We start from the raw sequence: 17,885 nt of genomic DNA, 5'->3' as shown, positions 1-17,885 counted from the left end.
AAAAACAAACCCCTGTAAATGCTTACAGGAGTTTGCTACAAAATTATAAGGCTTTTTGTCAAAAGCCCTTTTCATTCGAATTTTACGAAGCACCCGCTTCTTCAAACTCAACCTCTTCTAACTCGCCTAAACGATGATACTCTGTTAAAACCGCATCTTGAATTTTAGAGCGTGTACCAGAATTAATTGGATGTGCAATGTCACGGAACTCTCCATCTGGAGTACGTTTACTTGGCATTGCTACAAATAATCCATTATTACCATCAATTACACGAATATCATGAACAACAAATTCATGGTCTAGAGTAATAGAGGCAATTGCTCTCATGCGGCCTTCTGTGTTTACGCGGCGTAATCTTACGTCAGTCACTTCCATCTTGTGTTCACCACCCTTTTCTAAATAAGCGATATATTTGTATAAATTCCACAAATTTTCTATTTTCCCTTTAATTTTTTAAAAATTTTTAAGATAAAAATTTTTAAAGTAGTTGAATATAGAGATTAGTGGAGGTTATCGCTTACAAAAGGTTACTTAACTAGGGCGATTACTTCAATTTCAACGGAAACATCTTTCGGTAATTTTGCTACTTGCACACAAGATCGAGCTGGTTTATGAGTAGAGAAATAAGAGCTATACACTTCATTCACAGCATTAAAATCATCCATGTCCTTTAAAAATACTGTTGTTTTTACGACTGTATCAAATGAAGCACCTGCTTCCTCTAATACCGCTTGTAAATTTTGAAATACTTGTTCTGTTTGTACTGTTACATCTCCTGTTACAAGCTCCCCATTTGCCGTCAATGGAATTTGTCCTGAGCTATAGAACATGTTATTTACAATAATCCCCTGTGAATAAGGTCCAATTGCTTGTGGTGCCTTGCTTGTTTGAACAACTTTCATACTTTTCACCCTTTTATTATTTATTTTACTCTTTAAAAATAGTGTACGAAAGGCAGTTTGTCCATCTATTTTATAATCTATAAATAAAATAAAAAAAGATAGAGCTATCTGCTCTATCTTTTATTCCGCCTCTACAAGCCCTTCATCAAATGGCGCAAGAGAATAATTCCCTTTTTCCACTTGAATCGTTTTTTCTTTCACATCAACTTCCGATAGACGAATTAATGATACAAAATTATTAATTAGTCGTTCTTCAATATCTGTGGATTCTACTAATACACCAATACCAACAACATTAGCCTTGAACTCTTCTAACATACTCATCATACCTTGAATTGTTCCGCCAGCTTTCATGAAGTCATCAATAATTAAAACATTCGACCCTTCTGGAAGACTGCGTTTTGCTAACGTCATTGTTTGAATTCGTTTAGAAGAACCCGACACATAGTTAATACTAACAGTCGGACCTTCTGTTACCTTATTATCTTTCCTTGCAATTACAACTGGTACATCTAAGTAATTTGCCACTGCATAAGCAAGTGGAATCCCCTTCGTTGCCACCGTCATAACTGCATCAATTGGTTGCCTAGCAAAAACAGAAGCAAACAAACGACCTGCGCCATTAATATGGCGAGGATTACTCAATAAATCTGTCATGTATAAGTAACCGCCAGGCAAAATACGATCTGGGTTTTCAAATAAGCCACAAAGCTCATCAATAATTAGATCTGCCTCTTCTTCACTTATATACGGTATATATTTCACTCCTCCTGCTGCTCCTGGTATCGTTTGCAATGTGCCGACCCCTTGTTGTTCAAACGTTTGCTTAATAATAACTAAATCTTCACTAATGGAAGACTTAGCCGATTGATACCTTTCAGCAAAAAAAGTGAGAGATACTAGCTGACGAGGGTTTTGTAGCAAGTAATAAGTCATATCGACTAATCTTGTACTTCTTCTAATTTTCATACTCTCACCTCAAATCACGAATATTCTAAACAAATCATAACGTATTATACGTCTTTATTCAAGCGTTTCTCGCTCTCCTAATAAACGTACCGCATAGACTTGTTCACAAAATCCTTTTAATCCGTTATAAATGCGATGCATTCGTGAATCATGGTGTACAAGTCCAAATACAGTTGGACCACTTCCACTCATTAATACAGCATCCGCTCCAAATCGCTTCATCTGTGATTTAATACGGGCAACTTCAGGATGCATTCCAAATGTTACATCTTCTAAAACGTTACCAACAGTATCACAAATTCCTTTATAATCACCAGAATTTATGACATCAACCATTTTATCTACATTCGGATGTGTAACTCGATTTAACTTTAAATTTCCATACACATCAGCAGTAGATACACCTATATGTGGTTTCGCTAAAATAACCCAACAAGAAGGCGGAGTCTTTATATGCTCAATTTTCTCTCCTCTTCCAGTGGCAATTGCTGTGCCTCCGTATACACAGAACGATACATCTGATCCAATTTCTGCGCCAAGCTCTGCTAACTCATCAATTGTAAGCCCTAAATTCCATAATTTATTAAGACCACGTAATGTCGCTGCTGCATCACTACTTCCACCTGCTAATCCAGCTGCTACTGGAATCGTTTTTTCAATAGTAATAGATACACCTTTTTTTACATTAAACTTCTCTTTTAATAATTTCGCTGCCTGATAAGCTAAATTTCGTTGGTCGTCTGGGACATACCGATTATGGGATAAAATTTCAATACGGTCTTCTGCTAATTCCGTTAGTTCTAGACGATCTGCTAAATCAATGGTTGTCATAATCATTTTCACTTCATGATATCCGTCTTGTCTTTTTCCCAGTACATCTAACGACAGATTAATCTTTGCTGGTGCTTTCACTAGTAGCTTCAATCTATTCACCCACTCTATGTACTCAATCTTTTATCGTTTATTTTACCATAAATTTATAGTAAGACGATGACACTTCCCTAATTATAACGAAAAGCATTCAGAATGAAACTACTTATGTAAAATGATGGCACCTTTTAGAGTACAAAAAGCCGAGGAATGTCTCCTCGGCTACCGTAGCATAGAAAGTATCTTACAACTACTGGTTTCGTTTCATTAATTGCTGTTCTGCAATTTCTATAGCACGTTTCACCATGTTACCAGCATCTTTCGCACGAATTCCGCCCCATCCTTCTTTCTGAACAACATCATAAAAGCCAAGCTCTTTTGCTAGCTCTTCTTTAAACTGGTTTGACATGACACCTCTTCGTCTACTCAATGCAGAGTCCCTCCTTATTTTGCTACGGTATAGTTAGTATGCAAAATAATATAGCTTTTCATTTATGGGAATATATGTAATGATATACAAATTATAAAATGACCTCATTATGAGGGTCTCCATAAAATGTTAACTCTACTGTCTCTGTTAAAACATCTGCATAACTATAAGATACACGTTGCAACGCATCTTCTTGTTGATCTAATTGTACAACAAAAACGGAACGGTATGTTTCTGCTAGTACACCTGATTGCTCCACAGTTTTTCTTCTTCCACTATTTGCTTTTAACATAAGTCGCTGTCCAAGATGGTGATCTAATTCGCTTTTAATTTCATCTAAACGTTTTGACATATACTTCGCTACACCTCGCTGTAATTTAGATTGAACACTTAAAGCACGATATATCTATCCTAATTATTAACCGCGATTCACAGCTAATATCATCCTGCGTTTGAATAGATAGAAGAAATACTATATTGTAAAAGTATCATTACGTAGTCTGCACGTTCTTACCTCTTTTTATCCAAATTCATTTAAATCCTTCCATACAAAAAAGCAAGATACATATGTATCCTGCTTACTCTTCGTAATGTTGAAAAGGTAATCCCGTTCGTAAAATCCCTCTCGTTTCAATTCCACCTAGTCCCTTTTCACCAGTAATTGTATTACGTACGACATCCCATACATTGACTCTCTCCATAAATGAAGTAAAACTAATTTTACCAACTACATATACAGGATCTAGTGCATGAATATTAATTCTAGATGGTGAACTAGCGAAATTGGCCCCTGCACGAATTAGTGCCTCAAAATGTGATTGACATGCCCCAGCAAAAATAACAAGTTGATCCAATGATGGATATTTTTTTCGCACTTCACGAACAGCCTGTACAAAATGTCTTGAATGCCTATATGCCGCTAAATCTCCCTTCACTCCTTTTGATTTTGTATATGCATCATGCCCTGTAATAACGAGAATGTCTGGGCGAAAGTGATCTATTAAGTCTACTACTTTTTCATGCATCTCCGTTTCTTTACAATGAATACCTTGAACAGGAACGCCAATTTTATTATATAAATCTAAGCACTTGCGCAAATATAAAGGGTCTCCATCTATATGCAATACACGTCCCGGCATTTGAAAATAATTCACCTCACTTGTGTATCCACCAGTTGAAGTATGTTCATGCCTTTGTTTCATCAGTACATAATCTTGTTGAAACAAACGATACGTGCGCTCCATTGTTTCTTTCTCACGCTTCACCCTTTTTTTATGTTCTCTTTGATCTATACTAATTAAATCTTCAAGTGGCGCATCCGCCACCAGTCTAATTTCCTCTCCAAACAATATAGCTATCTCGCCTTTTATTTCTATAATACGAAAAAGAATATCCCTCTTATGAGAATATCGTTCCACTAATTCTCCAACATGTAAAACCATTCTCCTACCTCCAAACTCATTAGGCCATCTTACCTGTTTTTAAAGTATGAATTTAAAGAGAGAAAGGTGACAAAAGGGACAGTTCAACTTGAACTGTCCCTTTCATATTCTTATGATAATTTATGAAGAACTAATGCATTACTTAATGTTGCAAACTCTTCAATAGATAGCGTTTCGCCTCTTCGCTTTGGATCAATTCCTACTTCTGTTAAAATTCGATCCAATAATTCCTTATCTTTCGGGAAACCATTTAAATTATTTGATAAATTATTCATCAAAGTTTTACGGCGCTGTGCGAAACTTGCTCGTACTACTTCAAAGAAGAATGTTTCATCTGTCACCTCTACAACCGGTTTCGGACGCTTTAGAAGGCGAATAATTGCAGAATCAACATTTGGCTGTGGTACAAACACTGTACGCGGTACAGTCATAACTGTTTCAACTTCTGTATAATACTGAATAGCAATCGATAAAGAACCATACTCTTTCGTTCCAGGTTTAGCAGCTAAACGATCTCCAACTTCTTTTTGCATCATAACAACAAATCCACGAACTGGTAACTTTTCTTCAAGCAATTTAAATAAAATTGGCGTTGTAATATAGTATGGTAAGTTAGCTACTACCATTACATCTTGCCCTTCTTCAAATTGCTCATTAAATACTTCATGTACATCTGCTTTTAGTACGTCTTTATTAATAACTGTAACGTTACCATATGGCGCTAACGTCTCATCTAAAATTGGTAATAGTCTTTGATCAATTTCAAAAGCCACTACTTTTTTAGCACGCTTTGCTAATTGCTCTGTTAATGCACCAATACCTGGTCCAATTTCAATTGCACCACTTTCTGAACCAATTTCTGCATGATCGACAATACGATTTAATACATTTGTATCAATTAAAAAGTTTTGTCCTAAACTTTTTTTGAATGAAAATCCATACTTTTCAACAATGTCTTTTGTACGATTTGGCGTTGCGATATCCTTCATTTTTTTTCCTCCTGTATTACTTGCTTATAAGCTTCTGCAAATGATTCCTTTGAAACTTGAAACATCTGTAATCGTTTATGTAACTGTTTTGCATTTGTATAACCAATCTTTAATAGCTTACCCATTCTTTCTCTGCGGCTCTTTGCCATTTCTCCGCCCACTAAGCCTGCATCGACTAAATCACTCCAACTAATTTCACTTGTGTAAGCTTCCATTTCTTCATGTATATTCTCTAGAGCGCGGCGAATCGACTCATTAGAAGCGTGTTCGATCCCAACACCCTTTTTCCTTTTAGCAAGCGCTTCTTCCTTCGGTAAAAAGGCATGCTTACAGCCAGGAACCTTGTCAGAAATAATTTTTCGAATACGCTCTCCAGGATAATCCGGATCTGTGAAAATAATAACGCCCCTTTTTTGCTGCGCTAATTTAACTTGCTCAATAACATGATCACCGATTGCTGAACCGTTCGTTTCAATTGTATCCGCATCAACAGCACGCTTAATCGCAACTGTATCATCTTTACCTTCTACAACGATAATCTCTTTTATTTTCATGCTTGCCTCCACACTCATTTCGTCTCTACTTAGTAAAACAAAAAAATGACGACTTTTCCATTATTATTTTCCCCATTCTTATATTTTAAAAAATAGAATAGAAAAATCTTTGTTCTCTGTCCTTATTGTAACACTTCATCATTCACATTTATTTTCTTCATCACTTCTACTAGTTTTTCTCAAAATAAAAAAGAACAGGTTTCCCCATTCTTTTTTATTCAACACCAAATAAAACTTTTGCATTTTTAGTTGTCATTTCTGCTACTTCCTCATAAGAAATTCCTTTTAAATTCGCAATTTCTTCTGCCACGAGTTTTACATAACTCGGTTCATTTCGTTTCCCTCGAAATGGATGCGGTGTTAAATACGGACAATCCGTCTCTATTAACAATTTCTCTAATGGAATCTCCGTAGCAACCTCTTTCGGCTTCTTAGCGTTTTTAAATGTAACTGGTCCACCTAACGAAATTAAAAAGTTCATATCAACACATCGCTCTGCTACCTCTACGCTGCCGCTAAAGCAATGCATAATGCCTCCTACTTCAGCTGCATTCTCTTCTTCTAGAATATCAACAATATCTTGAGTTGCATCGCGGTTATGTATAATAATCGGCAATTTTACTTTTTTCGCTAATGCAATTTGTTTACGGAATACTTCTTTCTGTATTTCTTTTGGAGACTTATCCCAGTGATAATCTAAGCCCATTTCTCCAAGTGCAACGACTTTAGGATGAGAAGCAAGTTCTTCTAACCAAGCTAAATGTTCTTCTGTCATGTCGATTGCATCAACTGGGTGCCACCCAACCGCAGCGTAAATAAAATCATAGGCTTCAGCTAATTCCATCGCCTTTTTTATCGTTACTTCATCAAAACCAACAACAACTGTATAAGTAACTCCCGCTTCTTTCATTCGGGCAATAACCTCTTGCAAATCTCCTTCGAATTGCTCTGCATTCAAATGTGAATGTGTATCAAACAACATAATACATAACTCCTTTTATATTGAAATCAAGTTTATTCTACAAAAATAAGTTCTTTAATAACTTAACGATAACAATACTACAATCTTAATGCAAAAATAGAGAGTGTAAAAAGAAAAAAGACGCTTCACACATGTTACACGTGAAACATCTCTTTTCTTGTCTTAATTACTTGATTTTTGTACCATTTGGTAGATTTTGGTCAATTGATGCTAATGACAATACGCCATTCTCTTCACCCGCTAAAATCATACCTTGCGATAATTCACCGCGTAATTTTACAGGTTTTAAGTTTGTTACACAAATAACCTTTTTACCTTTTAAGTCTTCCGGCGAATAGAATTTTGCAATTCCAGAAACAACTTGACGCTTTTCTGTACCTAAGTCTAGTTGAATTTTTAACAGCTTGTCTGCTTTTTTCACAGGTTCAGCAGATAGTACTTCAGCTACGCGTAATTCTACTTTAAAGAAATCATCAATTGTAATTTCTTCTGCCTTCGGTTCTTCTTCTTTTTTCTCTTCTACTTTAGGAGCAGAGCTTTTCATTTGTTCTTTAATGTACTCTACTTCCACTTCCATTTCTAAACGAGGGAAAATTGGGTTTCCTTTTTCTACTTTTGTTCCAGCTGGAATGCAGCCAATTGTAGATAGACTTTCCCAAGATTTATGAGCTTCATCAGTAAGGCCAAGCTGAGCAAACATCTTGCTTGGTGCTACTGTTAAGAATGGCATAAGCATAATACCTGTTTGACGAAGTACTTCTGCTAAATGAGCCATTACAGAGGCTAACTTTTCACGATCATTCTCATCTTTTGCTAATACCCATGGTTGTGTTTCATCAATATATTTATTCGTACGACTAACTAGTTGCCAAATAGATCCTAACGCTACAGAGAACTCCATATTCTCCATTGCTTCTTCTACTTTTTTCAAAGTATCTTGTGCAAACGCTACTAACGTTTCATCAAATTCCGTCACATTTGCTTTAAATGCAGGGATTTCTCCGTTAAAGTACTTATCAATCATAGCTACTGTACGATTTAATAAATTACCTAAGTCATTTGCTAAGTCGAAATTAATACGCTCCACAAATCCTTCTGGTGTAAATACACCATCAGATCCAAATGGAACTTCACGAAGTAGGTAATAACGTAATGCATCTAATCCGTAACGATCGATTAATGTAACTGGATCTACTACGTTTCCTTTTGACTTACTCATCTTTCCATCCTTCATTAAAATCCAGCCATGAGCAAAGACTTTCTTCGGAAGAGGTAAATCTAATGCCATTAAAATTATCGGCCAATAAATTGTATGGAAACGAACAATTTCTTTCCCAACTAAATGCACATCTGCAGGCCAGAATTTTTTATATTTCTCTTCATTTGCTGTTCCATAACCTAACGCCGTAATATAGTTAGATAATGCGTCAACCCATACGTAAATAACGTGTTTTGGGTTACCAGGAACACGAACTCCCCAGTCAAATGAAGTACGAGAAACTGCTAAATCTTCTAATCCCGGTTTAATAAAATTATTAATCATTTCATTTTTACGAGACTCCGGCTGAATGAAATGTGGATTATCTTCATAGAACTTTAATAGTCTGTCGACATATTTACCCATTCTAAAGAAATAAGATTCTTCACGAACAAGTTCTACATCATGACCACTATCTGGGCTTTTTCCTCCAACTACTTTGTCGCCTTCCATAATTGGCTCTACTAGTTGATGCTCTGTATAGAACGTCTCATCTTGTACAGAATACCAACCTTCATATTCATCAAGATAAATGTCACCTTGATCTACTAATTGTTTAAAGATTTTTTCGACAACATCTTTATGACGATCTTCAGTTGTACGAATAAAATCATCATAAGAAATATCCATCTTCTCCCAAAGCTCTTTAATTCCTGCAACAATGTTATCAACATATGCCTGTGGCGTAATATTTAACTCTTCTGCTTTCTTTTGGATCTTCTGTCCATGTTCATCAGTTCCTGTTAAATAATGCACATTATAACCTTGCATACGCTTATATCGTGCCATCGCATCTCCTGCTACTGTCGTATAAGCATGTCCAATGTGTAATTTTCCACTTGGATAATAAATTGGGGTAGTAATATAAAAGGACTTATTTTCCTCTGTCATTGTTTTGGACCTCCCGAATAACCTCATATGTATTTATAAACAGTATATCAAAAACTCATATATAAAGTGAAACTTTAATCAGTAGGGTTTTTGTTCCTCCCCACTAATTATTAGCCCACGTTAATTGGGCTTTTACGAGCAGCCCAAATCTAACTTATCTTCTTTACGCCAACCTAATTTTCAATTTAGGTCTTAATGCTCAATATCTTTATCATCTATTGCTCATATTTCAAAAAAATATACAATATCCACTTTTAATTTATTATTTTTTCAGAAAATAATGTAAATAATTGTGGAATTTCCTCTCAATCTATTATATATAAGAAATAAGAAATCTATAAATCTTTTTAAAAAATATAGAATTTAAGAATTGACGGAAATGTAAATGATTGGTATCATATGTCCATAGGGTATTTTGTCGAAAAATGACGAATCTAAAAATAGACTCGAAACTTATAAACTATTTATTTAGGAGGAAAAAAATTATGAAATCTACTGGTATTGTTCGTAAAGTTGATGAATTAGGTCGTGTAGTAATTCCAATCGAATTACGCCGTACTTTAGGTATTGCAGAAAAGGACGCTCTTGAAATCTATGTTGATGACGAAAAAATCATCTTAAAGAAATATAAACCAAACATGACTTGCCAAGTAACTGGTGAAGTATCTGACGGTAACCTTTCTTTAGCTGAAGGTAAAATCATCTTAAGCAAAGAAGGCGCTGAGCAAATCTTAAACGAACTTCAAGATTATATCGAAACAGCAAAATAAGCTTCTCAATTATGAGAAGCTTATTTTTTATCGACATGATAGATTTGATATACATCTCTTTTCGACAAATCTCGATCTTTAGCGACTGTTTTAATCGCTTCTTTTGAATTCATACTTTTTTCATTTATATAATATTCAATATGATCATATACCGAAAGAGATTCCCACCATTGTTCTTCTGGAGCAGGTTCTTCTGTTGAACCAGCTACTAAAATACAAAACTCACCACGTACTTCATTTTGCTTCGTCCACTCAATTGCTTCTTCGATTGTTCCTCGAATAAATTCCTCAAATTTTTTCGTTAACTCTCGACATAATACAATCTCTCTATTTCCCAACACTTCCTGCATCGAAATTAAAGTATCATCTAAACGATGAGGTGCTTCATAAAACATCATTGTAATTTGTACATAACGTAGCTTTTCTAACTCCATCTTCCGTTCCTTTTTGTTTCTCTGCAAGAAACCATAGAAATAAAACTGCTTTGTTTCAAGACCGGATGCAATTAATGCTGTAAGGGCTGCATTTGCTCCAGGAAGCGGAATTACATGATATTGCTCAGCTACTGCCTCAACGACAATATCGTAACCTGGATCAGAAATACACGGCATACCAGCGTCACTAACAAGTGCTACATTCTTTCCATCCTCTAATTTCTCTAATAGTTTCTTCCCACTTACTTCTTTATTGTGCTCATGATAACTCGTGACAGGTGTTTCAATTTCAAAATAATTACAAAGTTTTTTCGTTTGTCTCGTATCTTCAGCAGCAATTAAATCAACTTCTTTTAAAATTCGGATTGCACGAAATGTCATATCTTCTAGATTTCCAATAGGAGTTGGTACTAAATATAAAACTCCCTTTTCATTTTGTTGAAAGCTTTTTTGTTGCCACATAGCGTTCTCCTTTTTGCATATATGCCTCTTTTTGTTTTCTCGTTAATTGCTTAAAGTAATACTCCGCTTGCATAGCTGTACGCTTATCATCGTGGGTCTCTACATATTTTAAAACGACAGGAAGCCTGACGCGTGTATACTTAGCCCCTTTGCCACTATTATGAGTCTGAATTCTCTTTTCTATATGGTTTGTATATCCAGCATAATAACTTCCATCAGAGCACTCTACCACATAAAAAAAGTGCTTATTCTTCTCCATATAAAATTGAACGTAGCTCCTTTGTATATTCGTTATTGTTCTCATATACAACGAGAGGCGGTAAAATTTTCAAATCTGCATTTCCATCCTTAATTCCTTCAATTAACAATGTATTTGCTTCTTTTCCAACCTTAGGATAAACAAATTGCACACGCTTTGGTTCAATTTTATATTTACGCATTAATGTGACAATGTCTAGTAATCGCCCTGGACGATGTACAAACGCTACTTTCCCACCTTGTTTTACTAACTGACTACTTGCAGATACAACATCTTCTAATGTACACATAATTTCATGACGAGCTATCGCTAAATGTTCATTCATATTTTTCTCTGAAGTTTGAGGTGTTTGAAAATATGGTGGATTACATGTAACAACATCATATTGATGACGCCCAAGTTTCTCTGGCATATCTTTCAAATCTCCATGTATGAGGTGAATTCTTTCTTCCAACCCATTGTATTGAACACTTCTTACTCCCATATCATATAAGCGTTCTTGAATTTCCACACCAGTAATATTTCCTTTTGTTCTTGTACTTAATAGAAGGGGAACAACCGCGTTACCTGTACACAAATCAAGTAAATTCCCCTTTTGAATTGGTACCCATGCAAAATCTGCGAGTAAAACGGCATCTAAAGAAAAATTAAATACTGATGGGCTTTGTATAATCTTCATGTCTTGTGCTAATAAGTAATCTAAACGTTCATCTTCATATAAATTCATATACTGCTCCTTTTCTTACCCTTAACCTACCCTATTTCATGTATAAAAAATTACCTTTCCAATTATAATTGGAAAGGTAATTTCACTTTTTATTTAAGAATGAAAGACAGAACAAACAATCTCCCTCTTTACGTACACTTCCATAATGTAGATTGCAAATATGAAAACCTTCTTGATATAGTCTGGCTAAATTGTCATAGCCTTCACCAATATCTGTTTTCGGCTTCACTTCTTTACGTTTTTGAGTTTTTTGTTTTTCTTTATTCTGCACTTCTTCAAAACGGTGTCGCAAATTGTTATTTTCCATTTTTATATGCTGGTTTTCTTCCAACAACTCTGCAAGATGCTGTTTTAACTCTCCCAACTGTTTATATAAATGTCCAATTTGCTCTTCCATACTAGAAACCGATTCAAAAATATCTTTTTTCTCCACAAGCACCCACCTCATTAATCTGTGGTTTGACTCGAAACGACCCCTTTATTCACTAACTCATCTAACGTATATTCTACTATCCGTTCCTTGTCTACTAGTTCCACTTGAATTAATCTTTCTAAAATATTTAATCCGATAACACGGCCAGTACCATGCGGGGTTTGTATACGTTGATCTAAATCAGGAAGTTGTTCCTTTGCTGCCTCATATTCATCATTCTCATATTTTAAGCAACACATTAAGCGACCACATAAACCAGAGATTTTTGCAGGATTTAATGATAAATTTTGATCCTTTGCCATTTTAATGGATACAGGTTCAAAATCCCCTAAAAAAGTAGAACAACAAAGCATACGACCACATGGACCAATACCACCTAGCATCTTCGCTTCATCACGAACACCAATTTGTCTTAGTTCAATTCTTGTTCTAAAAATTGCGGCTAAGTCCTTCACTAGTTCGCGGAAATCGATCCGACCATCCGCAGTAAAATAGAAAATAATCTTATTACGATCGAATGTATACTCTACATCTACAAGTTTCATATCAAGATTATGCTCTACTACCTTTTGTTGACAGACTTGATATGCTTCTTTGGCAGCATATTTGTTCTCTTCAACAATGGTACGATCATTTTCATTTGCAATACGAATAACCTTTTTTAGCGGTAATACAACGTCGTTTTCATCAACTTGTTTTTTGGTAATAACTACTTTTCCGTATTCAATACCTCTTACCGTTTCTACAATGACAAACTCATTTTCAGAGATATCGAACTGGTTTGGATCAAAGTAATATACCTTTCCGGCCTTCTTAAAGCGAACACCTACTACATCATACAAAACGGTCATCCCTCCTGCAACCGCAACACTAACTGTTCGAACACAAGCTGCGCATTTACATTAGCGTTGATTCTATTTTTTGCCTCTAATATATTAAAGAGAGCTGATACAATGCGCTTCTGAGCATAGGAAAACGATTCAAATATCTCTTTCTGCTCATGAAAAACAAGACGATCTTCTTCTCCAAGTTGAACATATAATAAATCCTTATAAATAAGGAGTAACATATCTAAACCTTGCTGTAATTGTTCTTTCTCTCCAAAGTGTTTTCCCCATTTTTCTTGTACAAAAAAAATAGAGGTTTTATCTTTTTCGAGCGCTTCACATAATTTTATCACTAAAGCTCGTGCTTGTGCAAACCATTCATCACTACATAAAGCTAAAGCTTCATCAAAACTATTTGTAAGTTGAGCAGCAAGTGTCGATAAAGATGCTGTAATCCCTTCATCCTGTAATCTTCTAATTAAAGATTCCGTAGGTAACGGTCTAAACGTAACAACTTGGCAGCGAGATAAAATCGTATTTAAAATTTGATGACTTTGTTCAGTAAGTAAAATAGCAGTTGTATCACTACTTGGTTCTTCTAAAAATTTCAAAAGTGTATTTGCCGCATTTGCTGTCATACGATCTGCGTGCTCAATAATATATAATTTTTTATTTGCCTCTAATCCTGTTTTTGAAAACTCTTCTTGTAAATCATGAATTTGCTGCTTCTTAATAGATAATCCGTCTGGTTTTACAATATGTAAGTTAGGGTGGTTACCTGAATCAATTCGCTTACAGTTTGTACATACATGACAGGGCTCTACTCCATTCCGCTCAGAACAGAGGAAACTCTTTGCCATTTGAATTGCTGTCGCAAACTTTCCTGTCCCTTTCCCTCCCTCTAACAAGTAAGCGTGGGATATACGCTCTTTTGCAATGCTATTCATCAACATTTTTACACCGATGGGTTGTATAGCAGAAAGCTGCTCCCACGTCTTCGTCATAATGCATACCTCACTTATTTCATTCTTTCCTTCTATTATAACAATTTATCTTCTATAATCTGAACAACTTCTTCTATAAGTTTTTCCATCGGTTGATCAGCATTTACCAATACAATACGATCCGAGAAACGTTCTACAACTTGTAAATACCCTTCGCGCACACGTTTATGGAAAGAGATATCTTCCATATCTAGTCGATTTACTTCACGTCCTGCATCTTTTTCAATCCGAGCCAAACCAACCTCAGGCTCAATGTCTAGATAAATTGTTAAACTAGGCATACAGTCCTCTGTTGCGAAACGATTTATTTCAAATACCTTATCCATACCCAATCCTCTTGCATAGCCTTGGTATGCTAAAGAGCTATCTATAAAACGATCACATAACACGAGGTAGTTCTCATTAAGTGCTGGCATAACTTTTTCTACTAAATGTTGTCTGCGCGCAGCAGCATAAAGAAGCGCTTCTGTACGTGCTTCCATCATCGTATATTCTTGTTTATGTAAAATCGTCCTAATGTCCTCAGAAATTGCAATACCGCCTGGTTCCCTTGTCGCCATTACCTTCTGTGCTTTTTGTTCAAAATATGGCAATAAGCTTTTAATTAACGTTGTTTTACCTGAACCTTCTGGGCCCTCAATTGTTACAAATAATCCCTTCATCCTAAAACCTACTTTCTATATCATACACTTTCATATATTTCGTATTACCTTGAAAACGAGCTCCTGCTCTTTCTAAATACATAATTTGCTCTTTATGCTCTGAAGTAATTCTCTCTCCATACATAATTAATGGAATTCCAGGTGGATACGGAATCACCATTTCCGCCGCTATCATTCCAACAGCCTCTTCTATAGATACTATCTTTGTTTCATATCCGTCTAGTTGTTTATACGTATACGGTAAAAGAGAGAATTCACCATTATAAGTATAACGAATAGATTCCCTCTTGTCTTTCACCTCATAATGTTGCAATGCTACTCGGATCATCTCTATAACCTTCATATATCCCTCATTTACTTGTAAGGGTAAAATAAATAGGACATTGTACGGATCAGCCATCTCTGTATATATACCGACCTTTTCAAATACAGACTGTAATTCGTACCCTGATAACTGACAACGAGTTTGTACGGTGACCTTTAACTCATCTTGCAACGGATATTCTAAAATGGTGATTTGGGGAATAGAACGTAATTGTTCCTTAAATCTTCGTAAAAACTCAACAATTTCACTGTGACCTTCTTCTTTTATACGCGCCATTGTAAAGCGTGCTATATCCAAGGAAGCCATAATTGGATACGATGGACTACTAGATTGTAGCATACTTAAATAAGTAGTAACCTTATCTTCGTCTACTAAATGACTATTTATATGTAAATAGGAACCCATTGTCATTGCGGGTAATGTTTTATGTGCAGAATGAACTACAATATCTGCACCATATGTTAATGCTGACTTCGGAAATGGTTCTCCCAAACATAGATGTGCCCCATGTGCCTCATCTACCAAAACAGGGATTTTATGTGCATGTGCAAAAGCGATGCTTGCCTCTAGATCCATCCCCATACCATAATAATTAGGATGCGTTAAAATAAGTGCTTTCGCATTTGGATACTTTCCAATTGCGTTCTTAATAATTTCATTACGAACTCCCACTGGTACGTTATAAGCTTCATCAATCCATGGATCTAAAAAAATGGGATTTGCTCCCGCAAGTTTTAAACCATTAATAATTGATTTATGACAATTTCTTTGTACAAGAACAATATCATGTTCCCCGCAACAAGACAAAATCATTGCTAAGTTCCCGACTGTTGAACCATTAATTAAAAAATAACTTCTCTTTGTATTATAAACTTCAGCCAATAATTGTTGTGCCTCATCTATACATTCAAACGGACTATGCAAATCATCTAGTCCTGCTAATTCAGTTACATCAATAGATAGAATACCTTTAAACTCTCTTATTGCCTCCTGAGGGAAGTTTAAACCATTCTTATGACCAGGAACATGAAAGGATAACGGCCCTCTTTCTTTAAACTCTATTAACGCCTCATATAAAGGCATACGATTTTGATTCATCTACATCTCTTCCTTATTATTCATTCTCTATCTATTATACAGAACAAAAAAAATAATAGGCATATGCCTATTTAAAAATATGATACTTCTAATTTTCGAAGCTGCTTTAAATAATATATATATTTCGGATCATCTGTCTCTGTATTCACCATATCCTTTTCACATTCATGGCATATTAAATTATTATAAACATATATACCTTCTTTTCTTTTTGTCTCACAAACAATACAAACTTCACTTTGTAATTTCATAATCTTCCCTCCCTATTTAAGTGAACCTATTTTATACTTCTAATCCTTAACAATTTACAGAAAAATATACACCCATCTTTTATATAATATGATTAACTCTTGGGCAACGTGTTTGTATTTCCATTACTTCTTTCCCATTCTTTTTAACAATACAAAAAAACACAAGTCAAATGACTTGTGTTTTTAGTTGCTTGGCGACGTCCTACTCTCACAGGGACAAGGTCCCAACTACCATCGGCGCTAGAGAGCTTAACTTCCGTGTTCGGTATGGGAACGGGTGTGACCTCTCTGCCATCATCACCAAACTATTGAAGGTATATTCCTTCAAAACTAGATAACATTTGCTACATATTATATGGTTAAGTCCTCGATCTATTAGTATTCGTCAGCTCCACATGTCACCATGCTTCCACCTCGAACCTATCAACCTGATCATCTTTCAGGGATCTTACTAGCTTACGCTATGGGAAATCTCATCTTGAGGGGGGCTTCATGCTTAGATGCTTTCAGCACTTATCCCTTCCGCACATAGCTACCCAGCTATGCCCTTGGCAGAACAACTGGTACACCAGCGGTGCGTCCATCCCGGTCCTCTCGTACTAAGGACAGCTCCTCTCAAATTTCCTACGCCCACGACGGATAGGGACCGAACTGTCTCACGACGTTCTGAACCCAGCTCGCGTACCGCTTTAATGGGCGAACAGCCCAACCCTTGGGACCGACTACAGCCCCAGGATGCGATGAGCCGACATCGAGGTGCCAAACCTCCCCGTCGATGTGGACTCTTGGGGGAGATAAGCCTGTTATCCCCGGGGTAGCTTTTATCCGTTGAGCGATGGCCCTTCCATGCGGAACCACCGGATCACTAAGCCCGACTTTCGTCCCTGCTCGACTTGTAGGTCTCGCAGTCAAGCTCCCTTATGCCTTTGCACTCTACGAATGATTTCCAACCATTCTGAGGGAACCTTTGGGCGCCTCCGTTACACTTTAGGAGGCGACCGCCCCAGTCAAACTGCCCACCTGACACTGTCTCCCGGGTCGATAAGACCCGTAGGTTAGAATTTCAATACAGTCAGGGCGGTATCCCACCAGCGCCTCCACCGAAGCTAGCGCTCCGGTTTCAATGGCTCCCGCCTATCCTGTACAAACTGTACCAAAATTCAATATCAGGCTACAGTAAAGCTCCACGGGGTCTTTCCGTCCTGTCGCGGGTAACCTGCATCTTCACAGGTACTATAATTTCACCGAGTCTCTGGTTGAGACAGTGCCCAAATCGTTACACCTTTCGTGCGGGTCGGAACTTACCCGACAAGGAATTTCGCTACCTTAGGACCGTTATAGTTAC

21 protein-coding genes and 2 rRNA genes (1 of these 23 cut by a window edge) are annotated in these 17,885 nt (G+C 36.4%); 1 reads left to right on the top strand and 22 read right to left on the bottom strand.

Going from position 1 to position 17,885, the window contains the following annotated elements; translation table 11 throughout:
• Positions 1 to 82: 82 nt before the first annotated feature.
• The 11 genes from spoVG to metG all read right to left on the bottom strand — a co-directional run bounded on the left by spoVG (position 83) and on the right by metG (position 9,288).
• The gene (gene spoVG, locus GD442_RS00275) at positions 83 to 376 is read right to left on the bottom strand and encodes a septation regulator SpoVG (protein WP_000454041.1); all 294 of its coding nucleotides are present in this window, start codon (positions 374 to 376) and stop codon (positions 83 to 85) included.
• A gap of 152 nt (positions 377 to 528) precedes the next feature.
• Positions 529 to 903 carry a RidA family protein gene (locus GD442_RS00270; protein WP_000869815.1) on the bottom strand — a complete coding sequence of 125 codons (375 nt, stop codon included), beginning with the start codon at positions 901 to 903 and terminating at the stop codon, positions 529 to 531.
• Between the two features lie 120 nt (positions 904 to 1,023).
• Positions 1,024 to 1,872, bottom strand: a complete 849-nt coding sequence (purR, locus tag GD442_RS00265; RefSeq protein ID WP_000702466.1) for a pur operon repressor — start codon at positions 1,870 to 1,872, stop codon at positions 1,024 to 1,026.
• Positions 1,873 to 1,926: 54 nt separating this feature from the next.
• Positions 1,927 to 2,796 (bottom strand): 4-(cytidine 5'-diphospho)-2-C-methyl-D-erythritol kinase, encoded by an 870-nt coding sequence (gene ispE / locus GD442_RS00260; RefSeq protein WP_000772104.1) that lies wholly within the window; start codon positions 2,794 to 2,796, stop codon positions 1,927 to 1,929.
• 196 nt (positions 2,797 to 2,992) lie between these two features.
• On the bottom strand, positions 2,993 to 3,172 hold the full coding sequence (gene sspF, locus GD442_RS00255; protein ID WP_002094215.1) for an acid-soluble spore protein SspF: 180 nt from the start codon (positions 3,170 to 3,172) through the stop codon (positions 2,993 to 2,995).
• A 91-nt stretch (positions 3,173 to 3,263) separates the two neighbouring features.
• Positions 3,264 to 3,524: a biofilm formation stimulator Veg gene (gene veg, locus GD442_RS00250; protein ID WP_000044347.1), complete on the bottom strand. Its 261-nt coding sequence runs from the start codon at positions 3,522 to 3,524 to the stop codon at positions 3,264 to 3,266.
• A 226-nt stretch (positions 3,525 to 3,750) separates the two neighbouring features.
• Positions 3,751 to 4,614 (bottom strand): sporulation peptidase YabG, encoded by an 864-nt coding sequence (gene yabG / locus GD442_RS00245; protein WP_000242868.1) that lies wholly within the window; start codon positions 4,612 to 4,614, stop codon positions 3,751 to 3,753.
• A gap of 110 nt (positions 4,615 to 4,724) precedes the next feature.
• Positions 4,725 to 5,603, bottom strand: coding sequence for a 16S rRNA (adenine(1518)-N(6)/adenine(1519)-N(6))-dimethyltransferase RsmA (rsmA, locus tag GD442_RS00240; RefSeq protein WP_000651548.1), 879 nt, complete (start codon positions 5,601 to 5,603; stop codon positions 4,725 to 4,727).
• Entirely contained in the window at positions 5,600 to 6,157 is a 558-nt protein-coding gene (rnmV, locus tag GD442_RS00235; protein ID WP_000692835.1) for a ribonuclease M5, read from the bottom strand. The genes rsmA and rnmV overlap by 4 nt, the downstream gene beginning before the upstream one ends.
• A 214-nt stretch (positions 6,158 to 6,371) precedes the next feature.
• The gene (locus GD442_RS00230) at positions 6,372 to 7,139 is read right to left on the bottom strand and encodes a TatD family hydrolase (RefSeq protein WP_000895851.1); all 768 of its coding nucleotides are present in this window, start codon (positions 7,137 to 7,139) and stop codon (positions 6,372 to 6,374) included.
• Positions 7,140 to 7,305: 166 nt separating this feature from the next.
• The gene (gene metG, locus GD442_RS00225; protein ID WP_000134140.1) at positions 7,306 to 9,288 is read right to left on the bottom strand and encodes a methionine--tRNA ligase; all 1,983 of its coding nucleotides are present in this window, start codon (positions 9,286 to 9,288) and stop codon (positions 7,306 to 7,308) included.
• Positions 9,289 to 9,773: 485 nt separating this feature from the next.
• On the opposite strand from metG, the gene GD442_RS00220 reads away from it, so the two are divergent.
• A complete protein-coding gene (locus GD442_RS00220) occupies positions 9,774 to 10,058 on the top strand; it encodes a transition state genes transcriptional regulator AbrB (RefSeq protein WP_000843036.1) in 285 nt (94 codons plus the stop codon).
• Positions 10,059 to 10,078: 20 nt separating this feature from the next.
• Here the strand turns inward: GD442_RS00220 and rsmI are convergent, their stop codons facing one another.
• From rsmI to GD442_RS00165, 11 genes are all read right to left on the bottom strand, one after another.
• The gene (rsmI, locus tag GD442_RS00215; RefSeq protein WP_074553640.1) at positions 10,079 to 10,954 is read right to left on the bottom strand and encodes a 16S rRNA (cytidine(1402)-2'-O)-methyltransferase; all 876 of its coding nucleotides are present in this window, start codon (positions 10,952 to 10,954) and stop codon (positions 10,079 to 10,081) included.
• Positions 10,923 to 11,213: a GIY-YIG nuclease family protein gene (locus GD442_RS00210; protein ID WP_000414350.1), complete on the bottom strand. Its 291-nt coding sequence runs from the start codon at positions 11,211 to 11,213 to the stop codon at positions 10,923 to 10,925. Before GD442_RS00210 ends, rsmI begins: the two co-directional genes overlap by 32 nt.
• Positions 11,200 to 11,940, bottom strand: a complete 741-nt coding sequence (locus tag GD442_RS00205) for a tRNA1(Val) (adenine(37)-N6)-methyltransferase (protein WP_001055366.1) — start codon at positions 11,938 to 11,940, stop codon at positions 11,200 to 11,202. The genes GD442_RS00210 and GD442_RS00205 overlap by 14 nt, the downstream gene beginning before the upstream one ends.
• Before the next feature lie 82 nt (positions 11,941 to 12,022).
• Positions 12,023 to 12,373 carry a DNA replication initiation control protein YabA gene (gene yabA / locus GD442_RS00200; RefSeq protein ID WP_000412063.1) on the bottom strand — a complete coding sequence of 117 codons (351 nt, stop codon included), beginning with the start codon at positions 12,371 to 12,373 and terminating at the stop codon, positions 12,023 to 12,025.
• A 14-nt stretch (positions 12,374 to 12,387) separates the two neighbouring features.
• Positions 12,388 to 13,215, bottom strand: a complete 828-nt coding sequence (locus GD442_RS00195; protein ID WP_048538418.1) for a PSP1 domain-containing protein — start codon at positions 13,213 to 13,215, stop codon at positions 12,388 to 12,390.
• A 5-nt stretch (positions 13,216 to 13,220) separates the two neighbouring features.
• Complete coding sequence (gene holB / locus GD442_RS00190; RefSeq protein ID WP_048538417.1) at positions 13,221 to 14,204, bottom strand: DNA polymerase III subunit delta'; 984 nt, start codon at positions 14,202 to 14,204, stop codon at positions 13,221 to 13,223.
• 35 nt (positions 14,205 to 14,239) lie between these two features.
• A complete protein-coding gene (tmk, locus tag GD442_RS00185; protein ID WP_000677218.1) occupies positions 14,240 to 14,866 on the bottom strand; it encodes a dTMP kinase in 627 nt (208 codons plus the stop codon).
• A gap of 1 nt (position 14,867) precedes the next feature.
• Positions 14,868 to 16,289: an aminotransferase class I/II-fold pyridoxal phosphate-dependent enzyme gene (locus tag GD442_RS00180; protein ID WP_017657146.1), complete on the bottom strand. Its 1,422-nt coding sequence runs from the start codon at positions 16,287 to 16,289 to the stop codon at positions 14,868 to 14,870.
• Positions 16,290 to 16,360: 71 nt separating this feature from the next.
• Complete coding sequence (locus tag GD442_RS00175; protein ID WP_000776278.1) at positions 16,361 to 16,540, bottom strand: sigma factor G inhibitor Gin; 180 nt, start codon at positions 16,538 to 16,540, stop codon at positions 16,361 to 16,363.
• Between the two features lie 189 nt (positions 16,541 to 16,729).
• Positions 16,730 to 16,845 (bottom strand): 5S ribosomal RNA (rrf, locus tag GD442_RS00170).
• 50 nt (positions 16,846 to 16,895) lie between these two features.
• Positions 16,896 to 17,885 (bottom strand): 23S ribosomal RNA (locus GD442_RS00165) (it continues 1,932 nt past the right edge of the window).

The sequence above is a fragment of the Bacillus sp. A260 genome (genome assembly GCF_009861435.1).
In the GTDB taxonomy this organism is placed as follows: domain Bacteria; phylum Bacillota; class Bacilli; order Bacillales; family Bacillaceae_G; genus Bacillus_A; species Bacillus_A cereus.
This window is presented reverse-complemented; position numbering and strand designations above follow the sequence as displayed.